This window comes from Dactylosporangium sp. NPDC000521 (assembly GCF_042898305.1).
Classification (GTDB): Bacteria; Actinomycetota; Actinomycetes; order Mycobacteriales; family Micromonosporaceae; genus Dactylosporangium.
Genome location: NZ_JBIAYW010000010.1, coordinates 250,484 through 275,852, shown reverse-complemented (window position 1 = coordinate 275,852; position 25,369 = coordinate 250,484). Strand labels below are relative to the sequence as shown.

Here is a 25,369-nt window from a genome sequence, read left to right as displayed (position 1 = left end):
GATCAGGAGGCGGCGGTCAGGATCTCCGCGGCCTCGGCGACGTCGTCGGTGATGTGGAGCAGGTGGCGCAGGTCGCCGACCGGGGACGCGGCCAGCAAGGGCTCCAGCAGGCCGCGGACCGGCAGGCGCTCGGTCCAGTGCTGGACGTCGAGGAAGACGAACGGGCCGCTCCCGCCGTCGGTGGCGTAGAACGTCTTCGTCGCCGCCTGGAAGACCTCCTGCACCGTGCCGGCCATGCCGGGGGCGAAGACGATGCCGCCGCGGGACAGGCGCAGGATGGTGTCCTCGCGGATCGCGTTGGAGAAGTACTTCGCGATCTTCGAGGCGAAGAGGTTGGCGGGCTCGTGGCCGTAGAGCCACGTCGGGATCGCCAGGCCGCCGCGGCGGGCCCAGGTCACCGGGTCGACGGCCACCTGGTCGGCGGGCTCGACCGAGTCGGGCGTCGGCGGGACCGGCCGCGCGAATGCCGCTCGGACGTCCAGCGCCACCCTCGTGAACGGGTCGTGGTCGTGGAAGTCGGGCGCCGCGGACAGGCGGTCGATCGCCTCGGCGAGCGCGCTCAGCGGCTGGCCGGCGAGGAATGCACCCAGGTTGGCGGCCTCCATCACGCCCGGTCCGCCGCCGGTGACGACCAGCCGGTCCGCGCCGGCGAGACGCCAGGCCAGCTCGGCGGCGTCGCGGTAGCCGGGCGCGCCGCGCGGGACGGCGTGGCCGCCCATGATGCCGATCGCGGCGGCCGGCCCGCGCGCGCCGATCCAGCCGGCGGTGACGTTGGCCAGCGCGTTGTCGATCCCGGAGTCATGCATCCGCTGCGCGATCGCCTCGCGGATCTCCGGCGTCGCGCCGCCGGTCGCCCGGAAGTGCTCGTAGACCAGCGTGTCGAACATGCCGTCGAACCCGTCGGAGGCGAACCCGGCGGCGAGGTCGTCCGGCACGTACAGCTGCGACGGGTGCGTCGGGTAGGGCAGCCCGGCGAACTCGGGCACCACCACCGCCCGCCGCCGCAGCAGGTCGACGACGGCCTCGGTGGCCGCGAAGTGACAGCCGACGAACAGCGTGTCCTGCACGTCGACACCGGAGAGGTCCACGGCGGCGAGGTCGAGACCCTGGACGACCTTCGTCGCGAGCGTGCCGTTGTCCAGGTGGAACAGCAGCTCTTCCGGCGACTCGATCTCGTCGGGTGAGTGGTCGTGCAGCGCGACCACGTCTGGCGGGGGCGGAGTGGGCACGACGCCATCTTGCCAGGTGGTGCAAGGGGCGATGGCCCGACCATGGAGATCGGGCCATCGCGTAACCGGGTCCTGGGGAGGCTCCGGACCTCCCTTTCTAGTACTCGCCCGAACCGGGCACACCCCCCGCTCGCGGGACGTTGCCTCCACCGTTCAGCCAACCTGGTTGAATGGCTTGATGCAGAACCTGCTGCCCCAGCCTTCACCGACGCTGCTTCCCGCCGAGCCCGAGGCCGCAGCGAAGCTCGCCGCCGCCACCGGCTCCGAGAAGGACGTCAAGGACGTCGCAGCGGCCCACCCGGCGTTCAGCGCCGCCTGGGCCGAGCTCGCCGAGATCGCCCTCGCCGACGGCGAGCCCGTCACCGCCTACGCCTATGCCCGCACCGGCTACCACCGCGGCCTCGACCAGCTGCGCCGCGCCGGCTGGCGCGGCGCCGGGCCCGTGCCGTGGTCGCACGAGCCCAACCGGGGCTTCCTGCGCGCGCTGAGCGCGCTGGGCCTCGCCGCCGAGTCGATCGGCGAGGCCGACGAGGCGGAGCGCTGCGCGAAGTTCCTCGACGACAGCGACCCGGCGGCCACGGCCGCGCTGCGCTAGGTTCACAGCCCTTCGGAGATGGCCGCGGCGACCTTCAACCAGGCGTCGCGGCTCGCCGAGGTCAGCCCCCCGTAGCGGATCGGCTCCCCGGAGTCGATGAAGCGTTCGTACGGTGCGAGCAGCACCGTCCTGGTCCGCGCGGCGAAGTGGCGGGTGATCGCCGGGATGTCGAGGTGCCGGCGGCTCGGCGGCATCGACACCACGGTCACCGCCTGCCGGACCAGCCGCTGCCGGCCGTGCTGCTCCAGGTGGTCGAGCATCCTCGACGCCGTCTCGGCCGAGTCGTTGCGGGCCGACATCGTGACCACCAACTGGTCGGTGGCGTCGATCGCGGCCTGCCAGTTCTCCGCGCGGACGTTGTTGCCGGTGTCGACCACGATCAGCTTGTAGAACCGGCTGACCACGTCGCGGATCTCGCCGAACGACTGCGCCGTCAGCATCTCGCCGGCCGTCGCGGACTCGTCGCTGGCGAGCACGTCGAACATGCCCTCGCCCTGCGCCCTGACGTACTGCGACAAGTCGCCGACCCGGCCCTGCGCGCCCTGGAAGTGGTCCAGGTCGCGGAGCAGGTCGCGGACGGTCCTGTTGTGGAAGTCCTGCTGCGCCCGCATGCCGAGGGTGCCCTGGGTCTCGTTGTTGTCCCAGGCCAGCACGTAGCCGCCGCGCTTCTGCCCGAACGTCATCGCCAGCAGCAGCACCGCGACCGTCTTGCCGGCGCCACCCTTCGGATTGACCACGGTCACCTGCCGCAGCCCGCCGAAGTTGCGCCGGACGAGGTCGACGTCGCGCCGGAACTCCAGCTCCCGCCGGCCGGGGGCGAGCGACAGCATGCCGAGCGTGCCCCTGGCCACCGCCCCGCGCACCCCGCGGGCCGCGACCGGGTCGGCGGGCCGCGCCTGCCTGCGCCGCGCGAACTCGTCCGCCGTCGGTGTGCTCCCGTCCGACCAGTTCGCCGGCGGCGGCGCCGCACTCGGCGGACGGTGCGTCACCGGCGGCGCCGGGAAGCCAGGCGGCGCCGGGAAGCCAGGTGGCGCTTGATGGGCCGCAGGTCCTTCAGGTGCCGGCGGCGGCTGGTGTACGGGCGGCGCCGGCGGCTGATTCGTGAGGGCCGCTTGATAGGCGGGCGATGCCGCCGGCGGCTGACCCGTGGACGGCGCGGCGGGCGGTGCCGGCGGTGCCTGCATCGGCGGCGGCGCCGGCTGCGGATGGTGCAGGACCGGAGGCCGCGGCACCGGCACGCCGTTGACCGGCACCGCGCCGCCGCCTGGTGGCGCTCCGCTGCCCGGCATCGAGACAGGTTCCGTGCCCGGGACAGGAATCCCACCGCCCCCGGAGACCGGGACCGCGCCTGAGACAGGGATCCCGCCGGCCCCGGAGACCGGGATCGCGCCCGCGCCCGACACCGGCACGTGCGGGACCGGCTGCCCGTGTTGAATCTCACTGCCGCGACCGTCAGCGCCCGGTGAGGGCTCGAGCCACGGCCCCGGATCGCCGGCGTCGACGTCGCCCCGCTCGCTCGCCCGCGACAACCCCGTCCGCGTCGGCGGCTGGGCCCAGGGCGACCCGACGTGCTCCGGTTCCTCCTCCTGCGGAGCGCCGTCGGCATCCCGGCCGGCGTGAGCATCGGTGCGCCGGCCCGAGACGAACTCGTCGGGCGGCCAGAGTGCGTCGTTCACAGCTGTTCCCCTCCCGCGCTCCCCCACCGTATGCGAGCCGGCACCGTATGCGAAGGCGGCGACAGGACGGGAAGGAGACGCTCAGGGCACGTACACGGCCCAGGCGGCGCGCTCCATCCACCACGAGCGCTTCCGGGTGAGGGTGCCCTCGCCGCCGTCGTCGACGAAGGGGATCTCGGCACGAGGGGTGATGGCGACCGCGCGGCCGTGCGCGCGGCGGACCTCGATCTCGACGCGGGGGCGGCGGAAGAGCGACCGGGACGCCCGCGGCACCGCCACCGCCACGTCCAGGACGCCGTCCTCCATGGAGGGCGAGAGGACCAGCGGGAGGCCGTCGACCGTCGAATACCGCGAGGCGTTGGCCACCACCGACATGAGCACGGGCTCGGTGCCGTCGGCGAGGACGGCGTCGTCGACCTCGACGCGGGCGAGGAACGTGCTGGCCGAGCCGGAAGCGTCGACCCCGCCGACCAGGACGCCGTCGAGGGTGACCCCGCCGCCGTCGTTGCGCAGCAGGTCCAGCCGGCGGGTGTTGCCGCCGAGGACGGCGGCGGCCACGTCGGCGGGCGCGCGGGGCAGGCCGAGCCGCGTCACGAGGTCGGTGGAGTCGGGGCCCAGCGGCAGGATGCCGACCGGCGGCAGGTCCGGCAGGGTCCGGTCGTCGGGGATGACGTCCTCCGACAGGGCACGCTTGCTGGGCGCCGGGGCGTACAGACGGACCAGGCGCCGCATGACCGCGCGGAGCTGACCGTCGGCGGCGGTCGCCACGACGAGCCGCGCGTCGGGCAGGGCCTTCAGCGCCGCGTCGATCTCCGCGTCGGTGTGTGCGACGACCGTCTCGACCTGGGCGCTTGCTGTGCGCAGCGCGTCGCGGCAGGCGAGAATAGGGGTACGCGTGCCGCACGCGCTGGCGAAGGACTGGGCAGACGACACTGGATCGGGCTGCGCACAGGAGGCCCCACCTTCGCAGGCACAGTCCGTGCCTTCGCCGAGCGCGAGCACCACCACGTCGACCACCGTTGTCAACCTGCCTTTCACGCGGTTGTTAGCCTGGCACCCCGGGCGACCCGCTGGGGCGCCCGACCCTTTGGAGAGGGCAACAGAAGATGCCAGCGATCGTGCTCATCGGCGCTCAGTGGGGCGACGAGGGCAAGGGCAAGGTTACCGACATGATTGGCGGCGACGTCGACTACGTCGTGCGCTACTCCGGCGGCAACAACGCGGGTCACACCGTGGTGACGCCGGATGGGCAGAAATTCGCCCTGCACCTCATGCCGTCAGGGGCACTATGGCCCAACGCGGCGATCGTCATCGGCAACGGGGTGGTCATCGACCCGAAGGTGCTGCTGGTCGAGATCGACGGTCTCGCGGAGCGCGGCGTCGATGTGTCCCGCCTGATGATATCGGGTGACGCACACCTCATCATGCCGCACCACCGGGCCCTGGACCGGGTCGTGGAGCGCTACCTCGGCTCGTCCCGGATCGGCACGACCGGCCGCGGCATCGGCCCGGCGTATGGCGACAAGGTCGCCCGCATGGGCATCCGCGTCCAGGACCTGCTCGACCCGGGCATCCTGCGCAAGAAGCTCGAGATCGTGCTGCGCGAGCGCAACCAGGTCCTCTTCAAGGTGTACAACCGCAAGGAGATCGACGTCGACGCGACGGTCGAGGAGTACCTGACCTACGCGGAGCGCCTGCGGCCCTACATCACCGACACCCGTCAGGTGCTGTGGAAGGGCCTGGAAGAGGGCCGGACGGTCCTGCTCGAGGGCGCCCAGGCGACGATGCTCGACATGGACCACGGCACGTATCCGTTCGTGACGTCGTCCAACCCGACCGCGGGCGGTGCCTGCGTCGGCGCGGGCGTGCCGCCGACCGCGATCACGCGGGTCATCGGCGTGACCAAGGCATACACGACCCGGGTCGGCTCCGGCCCGTTCCCGACCGAGCTGTTCGACGACTTCGGCGTGCACCTGCGCAAGATCGGCCGGGAGTACGGCACCACGACCGGCCGGGAGCGCCGCACCGGCTGGTACGACGCGGTCGTCGCCAAGTACGCCACCAGGCTCAACGGCATCACCGACCTGGTCGTCACCAAGCTCGACGTGCTCTCCGGCCTGGAGAAGGTCCCGCTCTGCGTGGCCTACGAGGTGGACGGCAAGCGCACCGACGAGATGCCGATGACGCAGACCGAGTTCCACCACGCCACCCCGGTCTACGAGGAGCTCCCCGGCTGGTGGGAGGACATCTCGAAGGCGCGCGAGTTCGCCGACCTGCCGGCCAACGCGCAGCGCTACATCGAGCGGATCGAGGAGCTGGCCGGCACCCGCGTGTCGATCGTCGGGGTGGGTCCCGGACGGGAAGAGAACGTGGTCCGTCACAGCCTGCTTTAATCTGTCGCGTGCGCGTAATCCTGCTCGGCTCCGGTGGTCGTGAACACGCCATCGCCGCCGCCCTGGCTGCCGACCCGGCCGTGACCGACCTGATCGTCGCCCCGGGCAACCCGGGCACCGCCGCCATCGCGACGAACGCGGAGGTCGACACGCTCGACCCGGAAGCGGTCGCGGCCCTCGCCGTCGAGCGCGGCGCCGACCTGGTCGTCGTCGGCCCGGAGGCGCCGCTCGTGGCGGGGGTCGCCGACGCGGTCAGGGCGAAGGGCATCGCCTGCTTCGGCCCGTCGCAGGCGGCCGCGCAGCTGGAGGGCTCGAAGGCGTTCGCGAAGGACGTGATGCGGGCGGCGGGCGTGCCCACCGCCCGCTCGTTCGTCTGCACCTCGCCCGAGGAGCTGGCCACGGCGCTCGACACGTTCGGCCCGCCGTACGTGGTGAAGGACGACGGCCTCGCCGCCGGCAAGGGCGTCGTCGTCACCGGCAGCCGCGACGAGGCCCTCGCGCACGGCACCGCCTGCGGGCGGGTCGTCGTCGAGGAGTACCTGGCGGGCCCCGAGGTCTCCCTCTTCGTCGTCACCGACGGCACCGCCGCCGTGCCGCTGCAGCCGGCCCAGGACTTCAAGCGCATCGGCGACGGCGACACCGGGCCCAACACCGGCGGGATGGGTGCGTATTCGCCCCTGTCCTGGGCGCCGGAAGGGCTGGTCGACGAGGTCATGGCGGCGGTGGTACAGCCCACGCTGGCCGAGATGCGCAAGCGCGGCACCCCCTTCGCGGGGGTCCTCTACGTGGGGCTGGCGCTGACCGCCCAGGGCCCGAAGGTCATCGAGTACAACTGCCGCTTCGGCGACCCGGAGACCCAGGTCGTGCTGGCCCGCCTCGAGACCCCGCTCGCCGGCGTCCTGCACGCCGCCGCCGTCGGCCGGCTCGCCGAGGACCCGCCGCTGGCCTGGCGCCCCGGCTCCGCCGTCTGCGTGGTCATGGCCAGCGCCGGCTACCCGGAGTCGGCCCGCAAGGGTGACGTCATCACCGGCGCCGACGGCGTCCCCGGCGTCATCCACGCCGGCACCGCCCGCCGGGACGACGGCGCCCTGGTCACCGCCGGCGGCCGGGTCCTGACCTGCACCGCGACCGGCGACACCCTGGCCGACGCGCGCGCGGCCGCGTACCGGCTCGTCGACGCCATCACCTTCGACGGCGCTCAGCACCGCAGCGACATCGCCCTCGCCGCCCTCGAGGACCGGATCTCGATCCCGTAGGCAACCCGCGAGGGCACGGCCTCCGTTCTCCCGGTGAACCCGAACGGGGAGGGGAGCACGGATGCCGACCGAGCAGGCCTACCGCGACTACGTCGCGGGCAACCTGGACCGCCTGCGCCGCACCGCGTACCTGCTGTGCGGCGACTGGCACCTGGCCGACGACCTGACGTCGACCGTACTGGTCAAGCTGCTGCGGCACTGGAAGCGCGCGTCGGCGATGGACCATCCCGACGCGTACGTGCGGCGCATGCTCATGTCCGCGTGGCTGGACGAGCGCCGCCGCCCCTGGCGTCGCGAGTCGTTCACCGACCGCCTGCCGGACCGACCGGCGGTGTCCACGGACCGCGATCAGCGGCTGGACGTGCTCTCCCTCCTCGCCGGGCTGCCCCCGCGCCGCCGGGCCGTGCTCGTCCTGCGGTTCTTCTGCGACCTGTCCGTCGAGGAGACCGCGCAGGCGCTCGGCTGCAGCGAGGGCACCGTCAAGAGCCAGGCCGCCCGCGCGCTGGAGTCGCTGCGGGCCGGCCTCCAGGAGGGAGACCCGCAGTGGATCTGACGCAGGCCATGCACGCCGCCACCCAGGACCCACCCCCCACCACCATCGACGTCGACCGGCTCATCACCGGCGAGCGCCGCCGCACCCGCCGCCTGCGGGCGGTCACCGGCATCGGCGTCGCCGCGGCCCTCGCGGCCGGCGTGGTCGCACTGCCGCAGTACCTGTCGCAGAAGCCGTCCGGCCAGAGCCCCGGCCTCGCCCCGCCATCGGCGGTGGCCCCCACGACCCGCACCCCGGCGCCGTGCGTGACGCCGTCGCCGACGGTCACCGTGCCTGCTGGCAGCGGCAAGGAGGAGATCCGGCCGCACCCGCTGATCCCGGTCACCGAGTCGTGCGGTGCCGCGATCGCCCGGCTCGGCGACGAGCTCACCGCGCTGCTGCCCCGCCTGGTGCCGGGCGCCACGTTCACCAATGCCCGGGACGGCAGCCCGCTGCCCGCCCTGGTCACGAAGGAAGCCGGTCCGCAGCTCGGGTACACCGCCGGCTTCAACCTCCCGGGCGGCGTCATGTCGGTCCGGACCGTGGCCGCCGAGGAGACCCCGGCCCAGTTCCGCGCATTCGCCCAGGAGCAGTGCGCGATCCCCGGGGCCCACTGCCGGTCCGCCGCGATCGACGGCGCCGAGCTGCTGATCCGCAACGACGTGACCGGCGGCTACGGCATCGACGTCTGGGCGGTGCGCCCCGACGGCATGCAGCTGCTCGCCCTGACCCGCGCGTCGACGCCCGGCCGGCCCACCCCGGTCACCGAGCAGCAGCTCATCGACCTCGTCCTGACGCCGGCGTTGACGCTGTACCCGTGACCGCCGGCTCGGTGACCGCCGGCTCGGTGACCGCCAGCTCGGTGACCGCCGGCTCGGTGACCGCCGGCTCGGTGACCGCCGGCTCGGTCAGTCGCCGAAGAGGTGGCGGCGGACGACCTTGCCGGTGGCGTTGCGGGGCAGCGCGGCGACGAAGTACACGTCGCGCGGGACGGAGAACCTGGCGAGGCGGTGCCGGACGTATTCGCGCACCGCCTCCGGGTCGACGTACTCGCCGTCGTGCAGGGCGATCCACGCGGCGAGCCGCTGGCCGAACTCCTCGTCCGGCACGCCGGCGACGGCGACCTCGCGGACCTGCGGCAGCTCGGCGATGACGTCCTCGACGGAGGCCGGGTAGACGTTCTCGCCGCCGGAGATGACCATGTCGTCCTCGCGGCCGTCGACGAAGAGCAGGCCGTCGGCGTTGAGATGGCCCAGGTCGCCGGTGGCCAGCAGGTCGCCGTGGGACTCGCGGCCGGTGCCGTTGGTGTACCCCTCGAAGAGCATGTCGTTGCCGACGAAGATCCGCCCGATGACGCCGGTCGGCAGCTCGGTGCCATTGTCGGAGAGGATCGCGACCCGGGTGCCGCGTGGCGGGCGGCCCGCGGTGCCCGGGGCGGAGCGCAGTTCGTCAGGGGTGGCGATCGACGCCCAGGAGGCCTCGGTGGAGCCGTACAGGTTGTACAGCACCGGCCCGTACACCTCCATGAACCGCGACGCGAGGGGGCCGGTCAGCGCCGAGCCCGACGTGGCCACGACCCGCAGCGTCGGCATGGGCGCGGGGGCCTCCAGCAGGCGCTGCAGCATCACCGGCACGGCGAAGAGCGACGTGCATCCGGTGGCGCCGACCGCGGCCACCGTCGACTGCGGGGTGAAGCGGTGCGCGACCACGATCGTGCCGCGCAGCGCCAGGCACAGCTGCAGCGCGGCCAGGCCCCAGGTGTGGAACAGCGGCGCGGCGACGAACATGCGCTCGCCGGCGAACAGCGGGATCCGCGACACCACCGACGCCAGCGGCCCGAGGCTCGACGGGTTGCGGCGCCGCGCGCCCTTCGGCGCGCCGGTCGTGCCGGACGTCAGCACCACCACGGAGCCGGCTTCCGCGGGCGGCGCGAGCTCGGCCGACGGCGCCCGGTGGATGAGCCCGGCGGTCTTGGACAGCGCCAGCCGCGGCAGGTTCGGCGGCACCGCGGCGAGCATCCCCAGCAGGTCGTCGTCGTGGATCAGCAGGGTCAGCGACTGGTCGTGCGCCACGGCCTCCAGCTGGGCGTTGCCGAGGCCGGTGTTGACCAGCACCACCCGGGCGCCGAGCGCGATCAGCGCGAGCATCGCCTCGACCATGCCGGCGGAGTTGTTGCACAGCAGGCCGATCCGGTCACCGGCGCGCACGCCGTGCTCGGCGCGCAGGGCGTTGGCGAGGCGCCGGACCCGCAGGTCGAGCTCGGCGTAGGTGAGCTGCCGGTCCTCGTCGACGACCGCCACCCGGTCGGGGTCGCGGGCGGCGGTCGAACGCATCTCGCCGTACAGCCCGAAGCCCCAGCGGCGCAGGGCGTTGAGCTGCCGGACGATCCGCGTGGGCCGGCCGGGGTTGAGCAGCTTCCGGCCGGCCATCGTGCGGAGGATGAAGGGGGTGTCCATGGCTCCTCCGGCCTGTCGAACGGGGAGTTACCGGATGTAGGTGCCCGAGATCGCGCGGGCGACGACCAGGCGCTGGATCTCGCTGGTCCCCTCGAAGATCGTGTAGATCTTCGCGTCGCGGAACCAGCGCTCGACCGGGTGCTCCCGCAGGAAACCGGCCCCGCCGAGAATCTGCACGGCCTTCTCGGTCGTCGCGACGGCGACCTCGCCGGCCTTGAGCTTGCTCATCGAGCCCTCGCCGGCCTCGAACGGGCGGTTGTTGCGCCCCATCCAGGCGGCCCGCCACACCAGCAGGCGCGCGGCGTCGATCTCCATGCGCATGTCCGCGAGGGTGAACGCGATCGCCTGGTTCTCGATGATCGGCCGGCCGAACTGCACCCGTCCCTTGGCATACTCCAGCGCGTACTCGTACGCGGCGCGGGCCACGCCGAGCGCCTGCGCCCCGACCGCCGGGCGGGACAGCTCGAAGGTGCGCATCGCCGCCTGCCCCTGCGCCTTGCGGCCCTCGCGGGCGCGGGCGAGCCGGGCGTCGAGGGCGTCCTTGCCGCCGAGCAGGCAGCGGCCGGGCACCCGCACGTCGTCGAGGAACACGTCGGCGGTGTGGGAGGCGCGCAGACCGAGCTTCTTGAGCTTCTTGCTGCCGTTGAGTCCCACTGTACCGGGGGGCACGACGAACGCGGCCTGCCCGCGGGACCCCAGCTCGGGCTCCACGCTGGCGGTCACGACATGGACATTGGCGATGCCGCCGTTGGTCGCGTAGGCCTTCTGCCCGCTGATGACCCACTCGTCCGTCGCCTCGTCGTACCGCGCGCGGGTCTTCATCGAGCCGACGTCGGATCCGGCCTCCGGCTCGGTGGTGCAGAACGCCGCGACCTTCGGGTCGGCGGCGTCGCCGAAGCACTGCGGCACCCACTCGAGCATCTGGTCGGGCGTGCCGGAGGCGTAGATCGCGGCGACCGCCAGGCTGGTGCCGAAGATCGCCATGCCGATGCCGGCGTCGCCCCAGAAGAGCTCCTCGGACGCCAGGCACAGCGACAGGCCGGTCGGGTCGCCCCAGGTGTTGACGAGGAACTCGAAGCCGTACAGGCCGATCTTCGCCGCCTCCTGGATCACCGGCCAGGGGGTCTCCTCGCGGGCGTCCCACTCCGCGGCGGCCGGGCGCACGACGTCGGCGGCGAAGCCGTGCACCCAGTCGCGGAGGTCCCGCTGCTCCTCGTTCAGGTCGAGCGAGAACTCGGGCATGGTGCTGCCTCAGGCCTTCGGGATGTCGAACAGGTTCGCGATGTTGGCGGCCAGGCCCAGGTCGCCCTTGGCCTTGAGCTTGCCGGTCATGAACATCATCATGGGGTTGCCGGCGCCGGAGACGACCTTGAGGAAGTCGACCGGGCCGACGGTGATCGCGAGCTTCGGGTCCTGGTCGGGGCTCGGCGAGAGCACGCAGGTGCCGTTGGCGATGACCAGCTCGTAGGTTTCGGCGCCGCCGTCCGGCGCGCCGGTGATCGTCCAGTGGATGATCGCGTTGGTCGAGCCGGCCCGGTCGGCGCGGAACAGCTCCGGGAAGCGGGAGAAGATGGTGTCGAGGATCGCCTTGCGCTGCGGGCCCGCCATGAGCTCGCCGAGCTGCGCGTCGGAGGCGCCCTTCACCAGCTGCGCGAACTGCTTCGGGTCGACGGAGTTGAAGTCGCCCAGGGCGTCGAGGTCGGCCATGTCGGTGTGCCCCTTCGGTCTTTTGAATAAGCTACTGATGCGTAACCTTACGCACGAGTAGGTAAGGTGACAAGATGCTGAAACGACTTCCGCGGGTGGTGCGTGAGCAGCAGATGCTCGACGCCGCGGTGCAGGTCTTCTCCAACCGTGGCTTCCACGCCGCGTCGATGGACGAGATCGCGGAGGTCGCCGGCATCTCCAAGCCGATGGTCTACGCGTACCTCGGCACCAAGGACGAGCTGTTCGTCGCGTGCCTGCACCGGGAGGCGACCCGTCTCATGGAGGCGGTCGCGGCAGGTGTACTGCCCGCCGCCCGGCCCGACGAGCAGCTGTGGCACGGGTTGCGGGCGTTCTTCACCTTCGTCGGGGCGCACCGCGACGGCTGGCGGGTGCTCTACCGGCAGGCCCGCAGCGAGCCGCACTTCGCGGGCGAGCTCGCCGGGATGCGGGCGAGGATCGTCGAGGTCGTCGCCGGGCTGCTGGAGAGCGCCGCCACGGCCGCGGAGGTGCCGGGCCGCCCGGGCGACTTCACCGCGATGGCCTACGCCTACGTCGGCGCCGCCGAGTCCCTCGCCGACTGGCTCGCCGACCACGAGGAGGAGGACCCCGACCACACCGCGACGCGCATGATGAACTTCGTCTGGGTCGGGGCCGACTCGCTCCTGCAGGGGCGCGTCTGGCGCGCCTAGTTGCCGCTGTTCAGCTGGTTGACGTAGTCGCCGGTGGGCACCAGTCCGGCGGTGTGCACCACGGTCAGGACCGCCAGCACCAGCACGACGGCGACCAGGGCCGTCGACTGGATCATGGTGCGGTGCTGCCGCGGCGCGTAGGCCAGCCCGGCGGCCGCGGCCGCTCCGGCCACCAGGCCACCGAGGTGCCCGGCGATCGAGATGCCGTCGATGCTGAACGTCAGGACCAGGTTGAGCACCAGCACCGGCACGATCCCGGCGACGCTGCGCCGCATCTTGCGCAGCACGATGATCAGCGCGGCGAACAGCCCGAAGATCGCACCCGACGCACCCGCGGTCTGTGCCAGCGGGTTGGAGAACAGGTAGACCGCGACGCTGCCGCCGAAGCCCGCCACCAGGTACAGCGCGGCGAACCGGACGCGGCCGAGCATCGCCTCCAGCGGGCGGCCCAGCACCCACAGCGCCCACATGTTCATCAGCAGGTGGAAGACGCCGTAGTGCAGGAACATCGAGGTGAAGAGGCGGTAGTAGTCGCCGTCGATCAGCCCGCCGGGGATGATCTGCGCCTCGGTGGCGCTGATCTGCCTCGAGTTGTAGGTGACCAGCGAGCCCCACTCGTGCAGCGGCGTGCCGTCACCGAACAGCCCGCCCATGCCGCCGCCCGCGACCGACTGGGTGCTGCCGGAGCTGATCACACCGGCGAGGAACACCAGCACGTTGATGACGATCAGCGTGATCGTGACCGCGCCGGCGGCACCTTCCGTGCCGCCGCCGAACGCGGTCCGGGCGGGACGCTGCGTCCTGGCACCCTCGCGGACGCACTCCGGGCACTGGAAACCGACCGACGCCTCGTTCATGCAATTCGGGCAGATCGGCCGGTCGCAGCGGGTGCACCGGACATACGTCTCGCGGTCTGGGTGCCGGTAGCAGTGAGGGACCACGTTCGCCGGCGGCTGAGTCATGCAGACAAGATTAGCCAGGCCTCCTATGAGACCCGTTCGATGTCCACCCGCTCGATCACGATGTCCTGGCGGGGCCGGTCCATCTGGCCGGTCTGCGTGCTGCCGATCTGCTGCACGACCTTCTTCGAGTCGTCGTCGACGACCTCGCCGAAGATCGTGTGCTTGCCGTTGAGGTGCGGCGTCGGGCCGAGGGTGATGAAGAACTGCGAGCCGTTGGTGCCCTGGCCGAAGCGGATGCCCGCGTTGGCCATGGCCAGCAGGAACGGCCGGTTGAAGTGCAGTTCGGGGTGGATCTCGTCGTTGAAGTTGTAGCCCGGGCCGCCGGTGCCGGTGCCCGTCGGGTCACCACCCTGGATCATGAAGCCGTCGATCACGCGGTGGAAGATGACGCCGTTGTAATACGGGCCCTTGCCGGGCTCACCCGTGCGCGGGTCGGTGTATTCCTTGCTGCCCTCGGCGAGCTCCACGAAGTTGCGAACCGTCTTCGGGGCGTGGTTGGGGAACAGCTCCAGCCGGATGGCGCCGACGTTGGTGTGCAGCGTCGCGAACAGTTGCTCGGCCACCAGTTCTCCCTTTCTTTGGTGACATTCCGTCATCACGGTATCGGATGCGGATTCTGGCGGATCCGGGTGTGCGGGCCCTCCGCACGCGGCAGGATGGCCAACAGCGGACCGGTTCGGAATGTTCTGCCTGGGTAACCCGGGGAGGACGAGGTTTCGCGGCCATGGAGGTGGAGCAAGTGTTTGGACGTCGTGAGGTCAAGACGCACCGTCGTCTCATGCAGGAGGAGCTCGGTGAAAGCCTGGGCCACCTGCGGATGGCCGCGGCGCACGCAGCCGATGGCGCTTCGGGTGCCTTGGCGCCGCGCGTCGAAAGCGCCCGTAAGGCGGTGAAGCCGGGGCTCGCCAAGGCCGGCACCACCGCGGGCACGGTCCTCGTCATCGCCCGCGACCGTTCGCTCCAGGCGAGCAAGCAGGCCGAGAAGATGGGGCGCAAGGGGAAGAAGAAGATGATGAAGAAGGAGCGCCGCAACAGCCGCCGCTGGCCGATGACCATCGGTGGCCTGCTGATGGCGGGTGCGGCAGTCGGTGCCGCCACCGCCCTGATGCGGCGTCGCCGGGTCAACCAGGCCTGGGACGAGTACGGCGCGACCCGGACCACCAGCGACACCGGCTCGATGCTCGACTCGGCGAAGTCCACGATGGATGCGGGGATCGACAAGGCCAAGACGATGGGCGAGGCGGCCAAGGACCGCGCCTCGGACCTGATCGGCAGCAAGGGCACCAACACGGGCCCCGCGGGCAGCGGCGAGTACGAGAAGCACCCGATGCCGCAGGCGGCGTCGAAGAACAGCAGGTCCTGACGTGGACGCGCGGACGGGCCCTCCCCAGCCACGGGGGACGGCCCGTCCGCGTTTCGCTGCTTCTTACAACCAACCGGACTTGCGGAACGCGCGGTAGAGCAGGGCCGAGGCGACGACCATCAGCGTCATGACACCCGGGTAGCCGAAGACCCATTTCGTCTCCGGCATGAAGTCGAAGTTCATGCCGTACACGCCGGCGACCGATGTCCACACGGCAGCGATGGCGGCCCAGGCGGCGATCTTGCGCATGTCGTTGTTCTGGTCGACGCTCACCTGCGCCAGCCGCGCCTGCAGCACCGAGTTGATCACGTCGTCGAGGTAGAGCACCTGCTCGACCGTGCGCACCAGGTGGTCGTTGACGTCGCGGAAGTAGCGGCGGATCTCCTCGGGGACCTCGGCGAGCTGGCCGCTGACCACCCCGGCCAGCGGGCGCTGCAGCGGCAGGACCGCCCGCTTGAACTCCATCAGCTCGCGCTTCAGCTGGTACACCCGCTGAATCCGATCGGTGCCGGTCTTGCCCTTGCTCCGCTTCGCCGGGCTGAACACCTGGTCCTCGATGAGCGCGACGTCCTCCTCGATGGCCGCGACGACCTCGACCATCACGTCGACGATGGTGTCCGCGACGGCGTACGCGACCGCCCACGGCCCGCGCCCCAGCACCTCCCGGCGCCGCTCCAGGTCCGCGCGCACCGGCGTCAGCCGGCACGCGTCGCCGTGCCGGACGGTGATGATGAAGTGCTCACCGATGAACATCAGCACGTCGCCGGTCTCCACGACCTCGCTGCTCTCGGTCAGTTCGGCGTGCTCGACGTACCGCGCGGTGCGCATCGTCATGAACGTCATGTCGCCGTACCGCTCGACCTTCGGCCGCTGCGAGGAGGTCACGGCGTCCTCGACGGCCAGCTCGTGCAGCTGGAACGTCTCCGCGATGGCGGCCATCTCCTGCGCGCCGGGCTCCTTCAGCCCGACCCAGACGAACCCGTGCCGGTGCCGCTGGGCGGCCGCGAGCGCCTCCGCGTAATGCCAGCTGCCGGGTTGCCGTACACCATCCACATACAGCGCACAGTCGACGATCGAGCTCACCGTGGTCGGTGGCTCGGTCGCCGCCGCGACCGGTGTGGCGGGGCTCAGCATGCGTGACATCGCCCGGACCGGCCGGGCCAGTGCCCTGGACAGGGAGCCGGCCAGCTGCTCGTCGGTCATCGCGACCTCCGCCCTGGTTGTTCTCGCGTTGGTCTCGCGCGTTGGTCCGCGCGGTGTTCCCGCGCGGCGTCGTCGCGCCGAAGTAGGCACCGGGTGAGTCGACCGCAGGTGGGGGGTGGGGGCGCGGTCGACCCACCCGGTGCCGTTGGGGGGCGGGGGGTGATGTCTGCAGCGCGATTCAGCAAAGCGCGCCGGGCTGGATTTTGGGCCATCCGGAGCCGCCTGCGGAACCCACCCCGCCATCACGGTTTGGTGTCGCTTTGTTTCAGCTGTTACTCAGCCCTTGCGGACGGCCTCGATCGCTGCCGCCAGGCGGCTCACACCCTCGTCGACCTGGTCCGTCAGTACCGCCGAGAACGCCAGCCGCACCGAGTGCTTCCCGCCTTCCAGCAGGAAGTCGCTGCCCTTGACCACGGCCACCCCGAAGTCCCGGGCCGCCACGGTCTCCAGCTCCGTCGTGTCGACGTCCTCGGGCAGCTCCACCCACAGGAAGTAGCCGCCGTCGGGCTCCACGAACGTCGCGTCCGGCACGTGCTTGCGCAGCCCCTCGGCCAGCAGGCGGGCCCGCTCGCCCAGCGTCGCCGACACCTTGGCGATCGACCGCTCGATGTCCCCGCTGACGCAGAACTGGTGCGTGATCGCTTCGGCGACCATGCTCGGGGAGATGTACAGGTTGGTGGCCCGCTTCGCGATCGCCGCGATCGTCGCCTTCGGCCCGACCAGGTAACCGACCCGCAGTCCGGGCGCGATCGTCTTGGTGAACGAGCTCGCGTGCACGACCACCCCGGTCGTGTCCTGCGACAGCATCGTGGGCAGCTTCTCGCCGCGCCAGCGGATGTCCGCGTACGGGTCGTCCTCGAAGATCGTGAAGCCGAACTCCTGCGCGAGCGCGACGAGCGTCGCCCTTCTTTCCGCGCTCAGGGTGACCCCGGCGGGGTTCTGGAAGTTCGGGATGATGTGCGCCAGCGTCGGGCGCACCCCACTTTCGAGCAACGCGCGCAGCTCGTCCGTGTCGATGCCGTCGGCGTCGACCGTCACCTGGTGCACCGTGGCGCCCAGGTTGCGCAGGTTGAGCAGGGTCCGGTCATACGTGGGCTTCTCCACGATCACCGCGTCACCCGGCTTCACCAGGTGCTCGAAGAGCAGCGCGTCGGCCTGCAGCGAGCCGTTGGTCACAATGACCTGCTCCGCGTCGACGCCGTGCCTGTCCGCGATCCACGACCGCAGCGGAAGGTAGCCGACCGACGTGCCATAGGCGGTGATGCCGGCCGGGTCGGCCTCAAAGGCCCGCACCGCAGCGGCCTTCAGCCCGTCGATGTCGATGATGTCGAGACTGGGTGCGCCACGGGCAAAAGAGATGAGCTGCATGCCGCCAGCCTACGAGAGCCTGCCGGTGCCCCTCAGCCGAGTTCCGCGCGCGCCACCTGGTGGAAAAAATATGTCGTACCCCAGTGGCAGCATGGGGGCATGACGATGGTTGGTGTTCTGGCTGACTCGGCTCAGTCCCTGCTCACGCTGCCGCCGGCGGTCTCCCACCGCCGCGCGACCCACCGCCTCGAGATGCTGCTGCGCAAGGCCTGCCCGCCCGACTTCGCCGTCCTGGCCGTCGGCCTCGGCGTCGACTGTGGCGATGGTCGCATCTACGTTCCCGACCTGCTGGTCACCCGCCCCGAAGCCACCGACGACGACGGCGACGTGGTCTCCGCCACCGACGTCCTGATCGCCGTCGAGGTGCTGTCCCTCAGCAACCCCCTGCCCGGCCTGGTCCTGCGCCGCCACGACTACGGCGCCGCGGGCATCCCGCAGTACTGGATCCTCGACGCCCGCAACCAGACCCTGACCGTCCACACCACCCCGATGCCCAGCCCTCACCCCGACGGCTACGAGACCACCACCACCGCGACGCCCACCACCCCGTTCACCACCACCGTCCCGTTCCCCATGACCATCGACACATCCCTGATCCGCTGACCCCTCGCCGACCCAGGCCGGCGGCGAGGGCGCGCAGCTCGTCGGCGTAGGCGGAGGCGCGCCGGTCACCCGCACCATCACCGACCGGACCGACGCCTCCCGGCCCGCGTGCCTGCCGCGTGCCTGCCGCGGTCCGGTCCGGTCCGGTCCGGTCGCGGTCCGCATGTCCCGGGGCCGCATGTCCCGGAGCCGCACGTCTCGGGCTGGCCGTAGTCCCACGCCTCGCGCCGATTGCAGTCCGCATGTCTCGGGGCCGCATGTCCCGGTTGGTGGCGGTCAGCAGATTTTGGGTCGGCCGTTGGGCTGCTGCTGGCTTCGGGTGCCGTGAGTTTGATGTGGTGTGCTCGGCCGGGTGCGGCGGCTGGCATGTCGGGCGGTCTGTGGTGCTGTTGACCTCCTGCCGGCTCTGGTCACTCGGCCCAGCGAGCGTGCTGCGATCCGTATGGCCTGCGCCGGCTGCGGTCCGCGTGTCTCGGGTCGGCTGCGGTCCGCGTGTTCCGGGGCCGCGTGTTTGGGGTTGGTGGCGGCCTGCAGATTTTGGGTCGGCCGTGGGGCTGCTGCTGGCTTCGGGTGCCGCGAGTTTGATGTGGTGTGCTCGGCCGGGTGCGGCGGCCGGCATGTCGGGCGGTCTGTGGTGCTGTTGACCCTGCCGGCCCTGGTCACTCGGCCCCGCAAGCTGCCTGCGCCGGCTGCGGTCCGCATGTTCTGGGGCCGCACGTCTCAGGCTGGCCGTAGTCCCACGCCTCGCGCCGATTGCGGTCCGCATGTCTCGGGGCCGCATGTCCCGGTTGGTGGCGGCCCGCGGATTTCGGGGCGGCCGCTGGGCTGCTGCTGCCGTCGACGCGGTCAGGGATCGCGTCGCCCGCCAGCCGCAGCAGGAGACGGGGCTGTCCAGCGCCGACTACGCGGTGCTCGTCAGCCTCTCCGAGGCGCTCGGCGGGCGGTTGCGCGTCTTCCAGCTCCGCGTCGCCGCCGACTGGGAGAAGACCCGCCTCACGCACCAGATAACCCGGATGACCGCCCGCGGGCTGGTCGCCCGCGAGCCGTGCGCCGACGACCCCCGCGGCGCGTTCGTCGTGCTCACCGAGGCCGGCTGGGACGCGATCACCGCCGCCGCGCCCCGCCACGTCGAGCACGTGCGGCGCTGGTTCTTCGACGCGCTCGGCCCCGAGCACGTCGACGCCCTCATCGAGCTCAACGAGACGGTGACCGTCTCATGATCCCGTGCGATTCCGGTAGCCAGGGCTACCAAGAAGGTTCGGGATCAACAGTGGTCAGGCGGCTACGGGGGAGTTCTGGTGGACCCAGACGCGGAGGATGTCGCGGACCGAGATGACGCCCAGGACGTCGTCGTTGTCGAGGACGACGAGGTGGCGGAAGCCGCCGCGGACCATGGCGGAGGCGGCCTCTTCGAGGGTCCAGCTGGGGCTCGCGTAGACGACTTCCCAGGTGATGTGCTCGGCGGTGCGTTCGACGTCGGGGTCGAGGCCGGCGCCGAGGGCTTTGAGGATGTCGCGTTCGGTGATGATGCCGACGCCCGCGCCGTCGGGGTCGAGGACGATGGCGGAGCCGACGTGGTGGCGGGACATCAGCTGGGCGGCCTGGCGGAGCGTGTGGTCAGGGCCGAGCTGGACGACGGCGGTGGACATTGCCTCGTGGACCTGCATCAGGCATCACTCCTCGCAACCGGCACTTCACGCAATTCTCCCTGCTCAAGGGGGCGCGCTCAAGGGTTGACCACCCTCGCGGAGGTGGTGAGAAGAGGAGCCCGACGCGAGAAGCAGCGCGAGAAGGCCCGATACCGCGCCGGAACGCGCGTTAGAGTTCCGAGACGTGCGCTTTCTCAACGATCTGCAGCCGGGCTACGACCTGACGTATGACGACGTGTTCATGGTGCCGAGCCGCAGCGCCGTCGAGTCACGCATGGCGGTCGACCTGAACTCGCAGGACGGCAGCGGCACGACGATCCCGATCGTGGTGGCGAACATGACCGCTGTCGCGGGGCGGCGGATGGCGGAGACCGTCGCGCGGCGGGGGAGCCTGGCGATCATCCCGCAGGACATCCCGATCGATGTGGTCGCGGAGGCGGTGTCGTGGGTGAAGCAGCGGCACCTGGTGCACGACACGCCGATCACGCTGGGGCCGACGGAGACGGTGTCGCTGGCGCTGGACCTGCTGCCGAAGCGGGCGCACGGCGCGGTGATCGTCGTGCAGGACGGCCGGCCGGTGGGCGTGGTGACCGAGAGCGACTGCCACGACGTCGACCGGTTCAGCCAGCTGCAGAGCGTGATGTCGCGCAACCTGCAGACGCTGCCGGAGGACATCAGCCCTGAGGACGCGTTCGTGCAGCTGACCGCCGGGCATCACAAGCTCGCCCCGGTCGTCGACGCCAACGGCCGGCTTGTCGGGATTCTGACGAGGAACGCCGCGCTGCGCGCCACGCTGTACCAGCCGGCCGTCGACGCGAACCAGCGGCTCCGCATCGGCGCCGCGATCGGCATCACGGGCGACGCGGCCGGACGGGCCGACAAGCTGCTCGCCGCCGGCGTGGACGTGCTCGTCGTCGACACGGCGCACGGTCACCAGGAGCGGATGATCTCCACGCTGCGGGCCGTCAGGGCGCTGGACCCGGGCGTGCCGGTGGTTGCCGGCAACGTCGTGACCAGGGACGGGGTCGCGGATCTCATCGAGGCGGGTGCCGACATCGTCAAGGTCGGCGTCGGACCCGGCGCGATGTGCACCACGAGGATGATGACCGGGGTGGGCCGGCCGCAGTTCTCCGCGGTGCTCGAGTGCGCGGCGGAGGCGAGGAAGCGGAAGCGGCACGTGTGGGCCGACGGTGGCGTGCGTCACCCGCGCGACGTGGCGCTGGCGCTCGCCGCGGGGGCGTCCAACGTGATGATCGGCTCCTGGCTGGCCGGCACCCACGAGTCGCCGGGCGACCCGCGGCGCGACCCGAGCGGCCGGCTCTACAAGGAGAACTTCGGCATGGCGTCGGCGCGCGCGGTGAGCCGCCGGACCGCCGACGACAGCGTGTACGAGCGCGCCCGCAAGGCCTTGTTCGAAGAGGGGATCTCATCGTCGCGGATGTATCTCGACCCGCGCCGTCCGGGCGTGGAGGACATCCTCGACGCGATCGTCGCCGGCGTCCGCAGCGCCTGCACCTACGCCGGGGCGAGCAACCTGGAGGAGTTCGCGGAGCGTTCCACTGTGGGCGTACAGAGCGCCGCCGGGTACGCGGAAGGAAAACCTCTGGATGTCAGTTGGTGATGGAGCCAACGGGATAGTCTCGTCACCCACAGGTCACGTATGGTGCGTGTCGTGAAGCTCGTTCGCGACCATGGCCGTCGAGGGTGACCGACCAACCGCCCTCACGCAGCCGCCGTATGCAGGCGTTACGCGTCGCGTCCCGTTTCGTCGGTGCGGGCCTGCTCGACCAGGTCGTCATCGCGACCGCCAACGCGGCGAACACGCTGCTCGGCGGCATCCTGCTGCCCAAGGATCAGTTCGGCGCGCTGGCGCTCGCGCTGAGCGTCGGCTACTTCTCGATGTACCTCAACCGGGCCTTCGTCGGCGACGTGCTGCTCGCCCTCGCGTCGCGGTTCGACGGTGAGCACCGGGGGCGGCTCATCCGCAACGGGCTGACGACCGCGCTCTGCTCCGGCGTGACCACGATGATCGTCTTCACCGTGCTGTGGCTCGCCTGGCCGCACGACGGCAACATCGACCTCGACGAGCTCATCTGGCTGGTGCCGTTCATGGTGCCGCTGATGCTGCACGACACGGCCCGCTGCGACTACCTCGCCGACCGCCGGCCCGACAAGGCGCTCGGCATCGACCTCGTGTGGGCCGGCACCCAGGGCGTCGTGATCGTCCTGATGATCCTGACGGGCAACGAGAGCCCGGGCGGGTTCCTCGCCGCATGGGGGATCGGCGCGACCGCCGGCGCCACCGTCTACCTGCTGCGCGGGCGTACCCTGCCGTGGCGCGGCAATCCGAAGGCGTGGCTCGCCGAGACCCGGCACCTGTCCGGCTGGTTCACCGCCACCGCGATCGTCGCCCAGGTGCAGGTCCTTTCGATCAGCTTCCTCGTCGCCGGCAAGCTGTCCAAGATCGAGCTCGGCAACCTGCGCTTCGTGCAGACCGTGCAGCTGCAGCCGGTACAGAACCTGGTGGCGGCGATCCAGGGGCTGCTGGTGCCGCGGGCGTCCCGCGCCGCCGCCGACGCCGCGAAGCCCGGCGCCGAGGGGGCCGAGGCCGCCGCCACCCTGCGCCGCCAGACCAGGCAGCTCGCGCTCGCGTTCGCGGTGCTCGGCACGTTGATGGTCGTCATCGTGTGGCCGTTGGTGTCGTGGGTACTGACAGCGACGGACAAGTTCGCCGAGGCCGCGCCGCTCGCACTGCCGATCGCGTTGCAGGGCGCCGTGTACCTGCTCCAGGTGCCGTTCACCGCCGCGATGCGCGGCATGCACCGCGCCAGGATGCTGTTCGTGCAGTACGTCGTCTTCGCGACCGTGTCGCTGACCGGGCTGTCCGTCGGCGCCAGCCAGGGCCTGCAGGGCGCGGCGTGGGGGCTGCTCACCGGCTCCACCACCGGACTCATCTGCATGGTCGTCCTGTACGGGTACGCGCTGAAGTCCGTCGGCCCGCCGGCGCCCTCGCCGGCGCCGCGCCTGGACGCGACCCAGAAGGCCTGAGCAACCTTTCGGGCCCGCCGGACGTGCAAGGGCCGTGGAAGACACCGACGCCACCTACGTGGCCTTCGCGGAGGTCGCCTGGCAGCGGCACCTGCGGCTGGCCATCCTGCTGACCGGCGACCGGCACCGCGGCGAGGACCTGCTCCAGGACTGCCTGGTCAGGATCTACGAACGGTGGCGGCGGCTGGCCCGCGCCGACGACCCGCACGCATACCTGCGGCGCATGCTCGTCAACAACAACGTGTCGCTGTGGCGTCGGCTGCGCCGCGAGCGGCTCGTCGCCGACCCGCCCGACGCCGCCGACCGCTCCGCCGACCGGCACCCCGACACCGACCTGCTCCGCCAGGCCCTGCGGGCGCTGGCGCCCCGGCAGCGCGCGGTCGTCGTCCTGCGCCACTACGAGGACCTGCCCGAGACGGAGATCGCGGCCATCCTCGGCTGCTCCGTCGGCACGGTCAAGAGCCAGAACGCGCGGGCGCTCGCCAAGCTGCGAGCCGCCCTGCGCGCACCGATCTTCGAGCAGAACAGGTGACGCTCATGCCTATCGACCAGCACCTTTCGGATCAGTTGCACGACCTGGTGGACCGCGAGCCCGGCTCGCCCGCGCCGACCCGGCTGCTGCTGGAGCGTGGCCGCCGCCGCGCGCGCCGGCGCCGCACCGCGACCCTGGCCGGTGTCACCGCCGCCGCCGTCCTCGGGGTCGCCGCCGGCGCCGTCGCGCTCCAGCAGTCGCCGGCGGGAGGCCCGGCCGTGACCGCGCAGGAGAGCGCGCGGCAGGGGACGCCGCAGATCAGGCTGGCCGCCGCGGTCGCCGCCAGCGGGTCGACCAGCTACGCGTTCACGATCACGATGGTGGCCGGCCCCGAGACCCGCACCGCCGAGGGCGAGTTCGACCCGGCCGCCACCACCGGCGTGCTGCACTACGGCGACGGCAGCGAGCAGCGCCTCGTCGACGGCCAGCGGTTCATCGGCGACGGCAAGGGCAACTGGAAGTTCCAGAACGACGGGCGGCACGACTCGCTCACGTTCAGCGGCCTCGGCGACGACCCGTTCCCCGTCTCCGGCGACCCCGCGCAGCTGCTGCAGAACCTGTCGAAGATCGGCACGGTCGCCGAGGCGTCCCCGGGCGTCTACCGCTTCACCATCCGCGACGCGTCGACCTCGGGTGAGGCGACCGTCGTGGACGGCAAGGTCAGGAAGGTCACCTACAGCACGCCGTTCTACGGGGTGGCGGGCCGGGTGCTGGTCGCCGCGGTCACCGTCGAGTTCGCCGGCTACGGCAAGACGGTCACGGTCCAGAAGCCGGCGCGCTGGGTGGACTGACCGGGCGGAGCAGCAGGGCGGCCTCCCCGGCGAGCAGCAGCAGCCACAGTGTGCCGCCGGTGCCGCCGATCAGCCACTCGTTCGTGATCATCGTGAACAGTGCGCCCGGGAGCAGCACCACCAGCCACGGGGCGGCGTCCCGGCGGCGCCGCCACACGTTCCACAGCAGCAGGCCGAGGCCGGCGAGGAAGGCGGCCACGCCGGCCACGCCGGCCTTGCGCAGCGCCGCGATCGGCGCGTTGTCGACGGTGAGCTTGATGTCGGCGCCGCTGCTGGCCCGGTACACGGTGGCCCGGGCGTCGCGGGTGTTGCCGAGCAGTTGCTCGGTGCGGCTGTCGTGCCGCCAGTCGGCCCCGACCTGCCGCCACGTCTCGACCCGGCCGCTGCTGACCCCGGCGTCGTCGCCGTACCGCTCCTTGACCAGGAACGACGGGCCGTTGAGCAGCAGGACGAGCCCGAGCGCCGCGGCGGGGACGAGGGCGTGGCGCCGGCTGTACCAGATGAACACCAGCGTCGAGACCGCCATGAGCAGGAAGCCGGTGCGGGAGTCGCTGGTGCACAGGACCAGGGCGGCCGTCGCGACCGATCCGGCGCGCTGCCAGGCGGCGAGGCCGGTGTCGGTGCCGATGCGGATCGCGGCGAGCACGGCGATGCACGCCATCGCGTTGGGGTGGTCCAGCAGCCAGGACGCGCCCCAGAACCGGTACTCGAAGCCGCGCCCCCACGGCGTGTCCGGCACGACGTGCGGCGACGTGAACAGGTTGCCCGAGCCGGCCGCCAGCAGCACCGCGACCGTGCCGAGGAACGCGACGGCGATCCCGAGCGTGAGCCGCGCGAACGACCCGCGGAACGCGAACACCGCAAGCACGACAAGCCCGAAATAGCCGGCGTACAGGATGCGCTGCAGCGCGATCTCCGGCTTGAGCACCAGCGCCGCCCCGAGCGCGCCGATGATCAGGTACGACACGCCGAGCCACGCCGCGCCGGACCGCACGGCAAGGAGCGAGACGGGCCGGAACCAGAAGAGCAGCAGCAGGCCGGACAGCAACAGCAGACCCCACACGACGGCGCCGGTGTTGGTGTACGTCCAGCTCAGCACCCCCTGCACGGCGAACACCGCACCGAGGACCAGCCCCCGGAGGTCCGAGCCCGGCACCAGCGACACGGTGAGCGCCCCGACCGCCCCCGCGATCAGCCCGGCGACCAGCGCCAGCGCGGCGTCGCGGTAGCTGTCGTCGACGACCAGCTCGACCGAGCCGGCGATGAGGCCGATGGCCATGATCCCGGCGACGGTCCAGCCGGCCCGCCGGCTCACCG

At 71.8% G+C, this 25,369-nt stretch carries 25 protein-coding genes; 13 read left to right on the top strand and 12 right to left on the bottom strand.

Going from position 1 to position 25,369, the window contains the following annotated elements:
- Positions 1–2 precede the first annotated feature (2 nt).
- Positions 3–1,229: an LOG family protein gene (locus tag ACFY3L_RS31515; protein WP_389332104.1), complete on the bottom strand. Its 1,227-nt coding sequence runs from the start codon at positions 1,227–1,229 to the stop codon at positions 3–5.
- 178 nt (positions 1,230–1,407) lie between these two features.
- Between ACFY3L_RS31515 and ACFY3L_RS31510 the strand changes: the two genes are divergently transcribed.
- Positions 1,408–1,824: a DUF3151 domain-containing protein gene (locus ACFY3L_RS31510; protein ID WP_389332101.1), complete on the top strand. Its 417-nt coding sequence runs from the start codon at positions 1,408–1,410 to the stop codon at positions 1,822–1,824.
- Between the two features lie 2 nt (positions 1,825–1,826).
- Here the strand turns inward: ACFY3L_RS31510 and ACFY3L_RS31505 are convergent, their stop codons facing one another.
- A complete protein-coding gene (locus ACFY3L_RS31505; RefSeq protein ID WP_389332545.1) occupies positions 1,827–3,353 on the bottom strand; it encodes a MinD/ParA family protein in 1,527 nt (508 codons plus the stop codon).
- Between the two features lie 228 nt (positions 3,354–3,581).
- Positions 3,582–4,517 carry a diacylglycerol kinase family protein gene (locus ACFY3L_RS31500; protein ID WP_389332098.1) on the bottom strand — a complete coding sequence of 312 codons (936 nt, stop codon included), beginning with the start codon at positions 4,515–4,517 and terminating at the stop codon, positions 3,582–3,584.
- Positions 4,518–4,606: 89 nt separating this feature from the next.
- On the opposite strand from ACFY3L_RS31500, the gene ACFY3L_RS31495 reads away from it, so the two are divergent.
- From ACFY3L_RS31495 to ACFY3L_RS31480, 4 genes are all read left to right on the top strand, one after another.
- A complete protein-coding gene (locus ACFY3L_RS31495) occupies positions 4,607–5,893 on the top strand; it encodes an adenylosuccinate synthase (protein WP_389332095.1) in 1,287 nt (428 codons plus the stop codon).
- 8 nt (positions 5,894–5,901) lie between these two features.
- A complete protein-coding gene (purD, locus tag ACFY3L_RS31490) occupies positions 5,902–7,149 on the top strand; it encodes a phosphoribosylamine--glycine ligase (protein ID WP_389332092.1) in 1,248 nt (415 codons plus the stop codon).
- A 61-nt stretch (positions 7,150–7,210) separates the two neighbouring features.
- Positions 7,211–7,702 carry a SigE family RNA polymerase sigma factor gene (locus tag ACFY3L_RS31485; protein WP_389332089.1) on the top strand — a complete coding sequence of 164 codons (492 nt, stop codon included), beginning with the start codon at positions 7,211–7,213 and terminating at the stop codon, positions 7,700–7,702.
- Positions 7,693–8,502, top strand: a complete 810-nt coding sequence (locus tag ACFY3L_RS31480; protein WP_389332086.1) for a hypothetical protein — start codon at positions 7,693–7,695, stop codon at positions 8,500–8,502. The genes ACFY3L_RS31485 and ACFY3L_RS31480 overlap by 10 nt, the downstream gene beginning before the upstream one ends.
- Before the next feature lie 87 nt (positions 8,503–8,589).
- Here the strand turns inward: ACFY3L_RS31480 and ACFY3L_RS31475 are convergent, their stop codons facing one another.
- The 3 genes from ACFY3L_RS31475 to ACFY3L_RS31465 are packed head-to-tail and all read right to left on the bottom strand — an operon-like array spanning position 8,590 to position 11,844.
- Positions 8,590–10,137, bottom strand: coding sequence for an AMP-binding protein (locus ACFY3L_RS31475; RefSeq protein WP_389332083.1), 1,548 nt, complete (start codon positions 10,135–10,137; stop codon positions 8,590–8,592).
- 27 nt (positions 10,138–10,164) lie between these two features.
- Positions 10,165–11,379, bottom strand: coding sequence for an acyl-CoA dehydrogenase family protein (locus ACFY3L_RS31470; RefSeq protein WP_389332080.1), 1,215 nt, complete (start codon positions 11,377–11,379; stop codon positions 10,165–10,167).
- Between the two features lie 9 nt (positions 11,380–11,388).
- Positions 11,389–11,844 (bottom strand): SCP2 sterol-binding domain-containing protein, encoded by a 456-nt coding sequence (locus ACFY3L_RS31465; protein ID WP_389332077.1) that lies wholly within the window; start codon positions 11,842–11,844, stop codon positions 11,389–11,391.
- Between the two features lie 74 nt (positions 11,845–11,918).
- Between ACFY3L_RS31465 and ACFY3L_RS31460 the strand changes: the two genes are divergently transcribed.
- Entirely contained in the window at positions 11,919–12,533 is a 615-nt protein-coding gene (locus tag ACFY3L_RS31460; RefSeq protein WP_389332074.1) for a TetR/AcrR family transcriptional regulator, read from the top strand.
- Here ACFY3L_RS31460 and ACFY3L_RS31455 read toward each other — a convergent pair.
- On the bottom strand, positions 12,530–13,495 hold the full coding sequence (locus ACFY3L_RS31455) for a rhomboid family intramembrane serine protease (RefSeq protein ID WP_389332071.1): 966 nt from the start codon (positions 13,493–13,495) through the stop codon (positions 12,530–12,532). The genes ACFY3L_RS31460 and ACFY3L_RS31455 overlap by 4 nt on opposite strands.
- 23 nt (positions 13,496–13,518) lie before the next feature.
- Complete coding sequence (locus ACFY3L_RS31450; protein ID WP_344500856.1) at positions 13,519–14,058, bottom strand: peptidylprolyl isomerase; 540 nt, start codon at positions 14,056–14,058, stop codon at positions 13,519–13,521.
- Between the two features lie 44 nt (positions 14,059–14,102).
- On the opposite strand from ACFY3L_RS31450, the gene ACFY3L_RS31445 reads away from it, so the two are divergent.
- Positions 14,103–14,858 (top strand): hypothetical protein, encoded by a 756-nt coding sequence (locus ACFY3L_RS31445; RefSeq protein ID WP_389332067.1) that lies wholly within the window; start codon positions 14,103–14,105, stop codon positions 14,856–14,858.
- A gap of 63 nt (positions 14,859–14,921) precedes the next feature.
- Here the strand turns inward: ACFY3L_RS31445 and ACFY3L_RS31440 are convergent, their stop codons facing one another.
- On the bottom strand, positions 14,922–16,061 hold the full coding sequence (locus ACFY3L_RS31440; RefSeq protein WP_389332064.1) for a magnesium and cobalt transport protein CorA: 1,140 nt from the start codon (positions 16,059–16,061) through the stop codon (positions 14,922–14,924).
- Between the two features lie 276 nt (positions 16,062–16,337).
- Positions 16,338–17,429 (bottom strand): PLP-dependent aminotransferase family protein, encoded by a 1,092-nt coding sequence (locus tag ACFY3L_RS31435; RefSeq protein ID WP_389332061.1) that lies wholly within the window; start codon positions 17,427–17,429, stop codon positions 16,338–16,340.
- A 99-nt stretch (positions 17,430–17,528) separates the two neighbouring features.
- On the opposite strand from ACFY3L_RS31435, the gene ACFY3L_RS31430 reads away from it, so the two are divergent.
- Both ACFY3L_RS31430 and ACFY3L_RS31425 read left to right on the top strand, forming a co-directional pair.
- Positions 17,529–18,032 (top strand): Uma2 family endonuclease, encoded by a 504-nt coding sequence (locus ACFY3L_RS31430; RefSeq protein WP_389332058.1) that lies wholly within the window; start codon positions 17,529–17,531, stop codon positions 18,030–18,032.
- 779 nt (positions 18,033–18,811) lie between these two features.
- Positions 18,812–19,252, top strand: a complete 441-nt coding sequence (locus tag ACFY3L_RS31425) for a MarR family winged helix-turn-helix transcriptional regulator (protein WP_389332055.1) — start codon at positions 18,812–18,814, stop codon at positions 19,250–19,252.
- Between the two features lie 54 nt (positions 19,253–19,306).
- On the opposite strand, the gene ACFY3L_RS31420 is transcribed toward ACFY3L_RS31425, so the two are convergent.
- On the bottom strand, positions 19,307–19,699 hold the full coding sequence (locus ACFY3L_RS31420; RefSeq protein WP_389332051.1) for a cyclic nucleotide-binding/CBS domain-containing protein: 393 nt from the start codon (positions 19,697–19,699) through the stop codon (positions 19,307–19,309).
- A 166-nt stretch (positions 19,700–19,865) separates the two neighbouring features.
- Between ACFY3L_RS31420 and ACFY3L_RS31415 the strand changes: the two genes are divergently transcribed.
- The 4 genes from ACFY3L_RS31415 (at position 19,866) to ACFY3L_RS31400 (ending at position 24,052) form a co-directional block, all read left to right on the top strand.
- A complete protein-coding gene (locus ACFY3L_RS31415; protein WP_389332048.1) occupies positions 19,866–21,302 on the top strand; it encodes a GuaB1 family IMP dehydrogenase-related protein in 1,437 nt (478 codons plus the stop codon).
- A gap of 116 nt (positions 21,303–21,418) precedes the next feature.
- Positions 21,419–22,729: a hypothetical protein gene (locus ACFY3L_RS31410; protein ID WP_389332045.1), complete on the top strand. Its 1,311-nt coding sequence runs from the start codon at positions 21,419–21,421 to the stop codon at positions 22,727–22,729.
- 34 nt (positions 22,730–22,763) lie between these two features.
- The gene (locus ACFY3L_RS31405) at positions 22,764–23,261 is read left to right on the top strand and encodes a SigE family RNA polymerase sigma factor (protein ID WP_389332042.1); all 498 of its coding nucleotides are present in this window, start codon (positions 22,764–22,766) and stop codon (positions 23,259–23,261) included.
- 5 nt (positions 23,262–23,266) lie between these two features.
- Complete coding sequence (locus ACFY3L_RS31400) at positions 23,267–24,052, top strand: hypothetical protein (protein ID WP_389332039.1); 786 nt, start codon at positions 23,267–23,269, stop codon at positions 24,050–24,052.
- Here ACFY3L_RS31400 and ACFY3L_RS31395 read toward each other — a convergent pair.
- Complete coding sequence (locus tag ACFY3L_RS31395; protein WP_389332036.1) at positions 24,018–25,367, bottom strand: hypothetical protein; 1,350 nt, start codon at positions 25,365–25,367, stop codon at positions 24,018–24,020. The genes ACFY3L_RS31400 and ACFY3L_RS31395 overlap by 35 nt on opposite strands.
- Between the last annotated feature and the right edge of the window lie 2 nt (positions 25,368–25,369).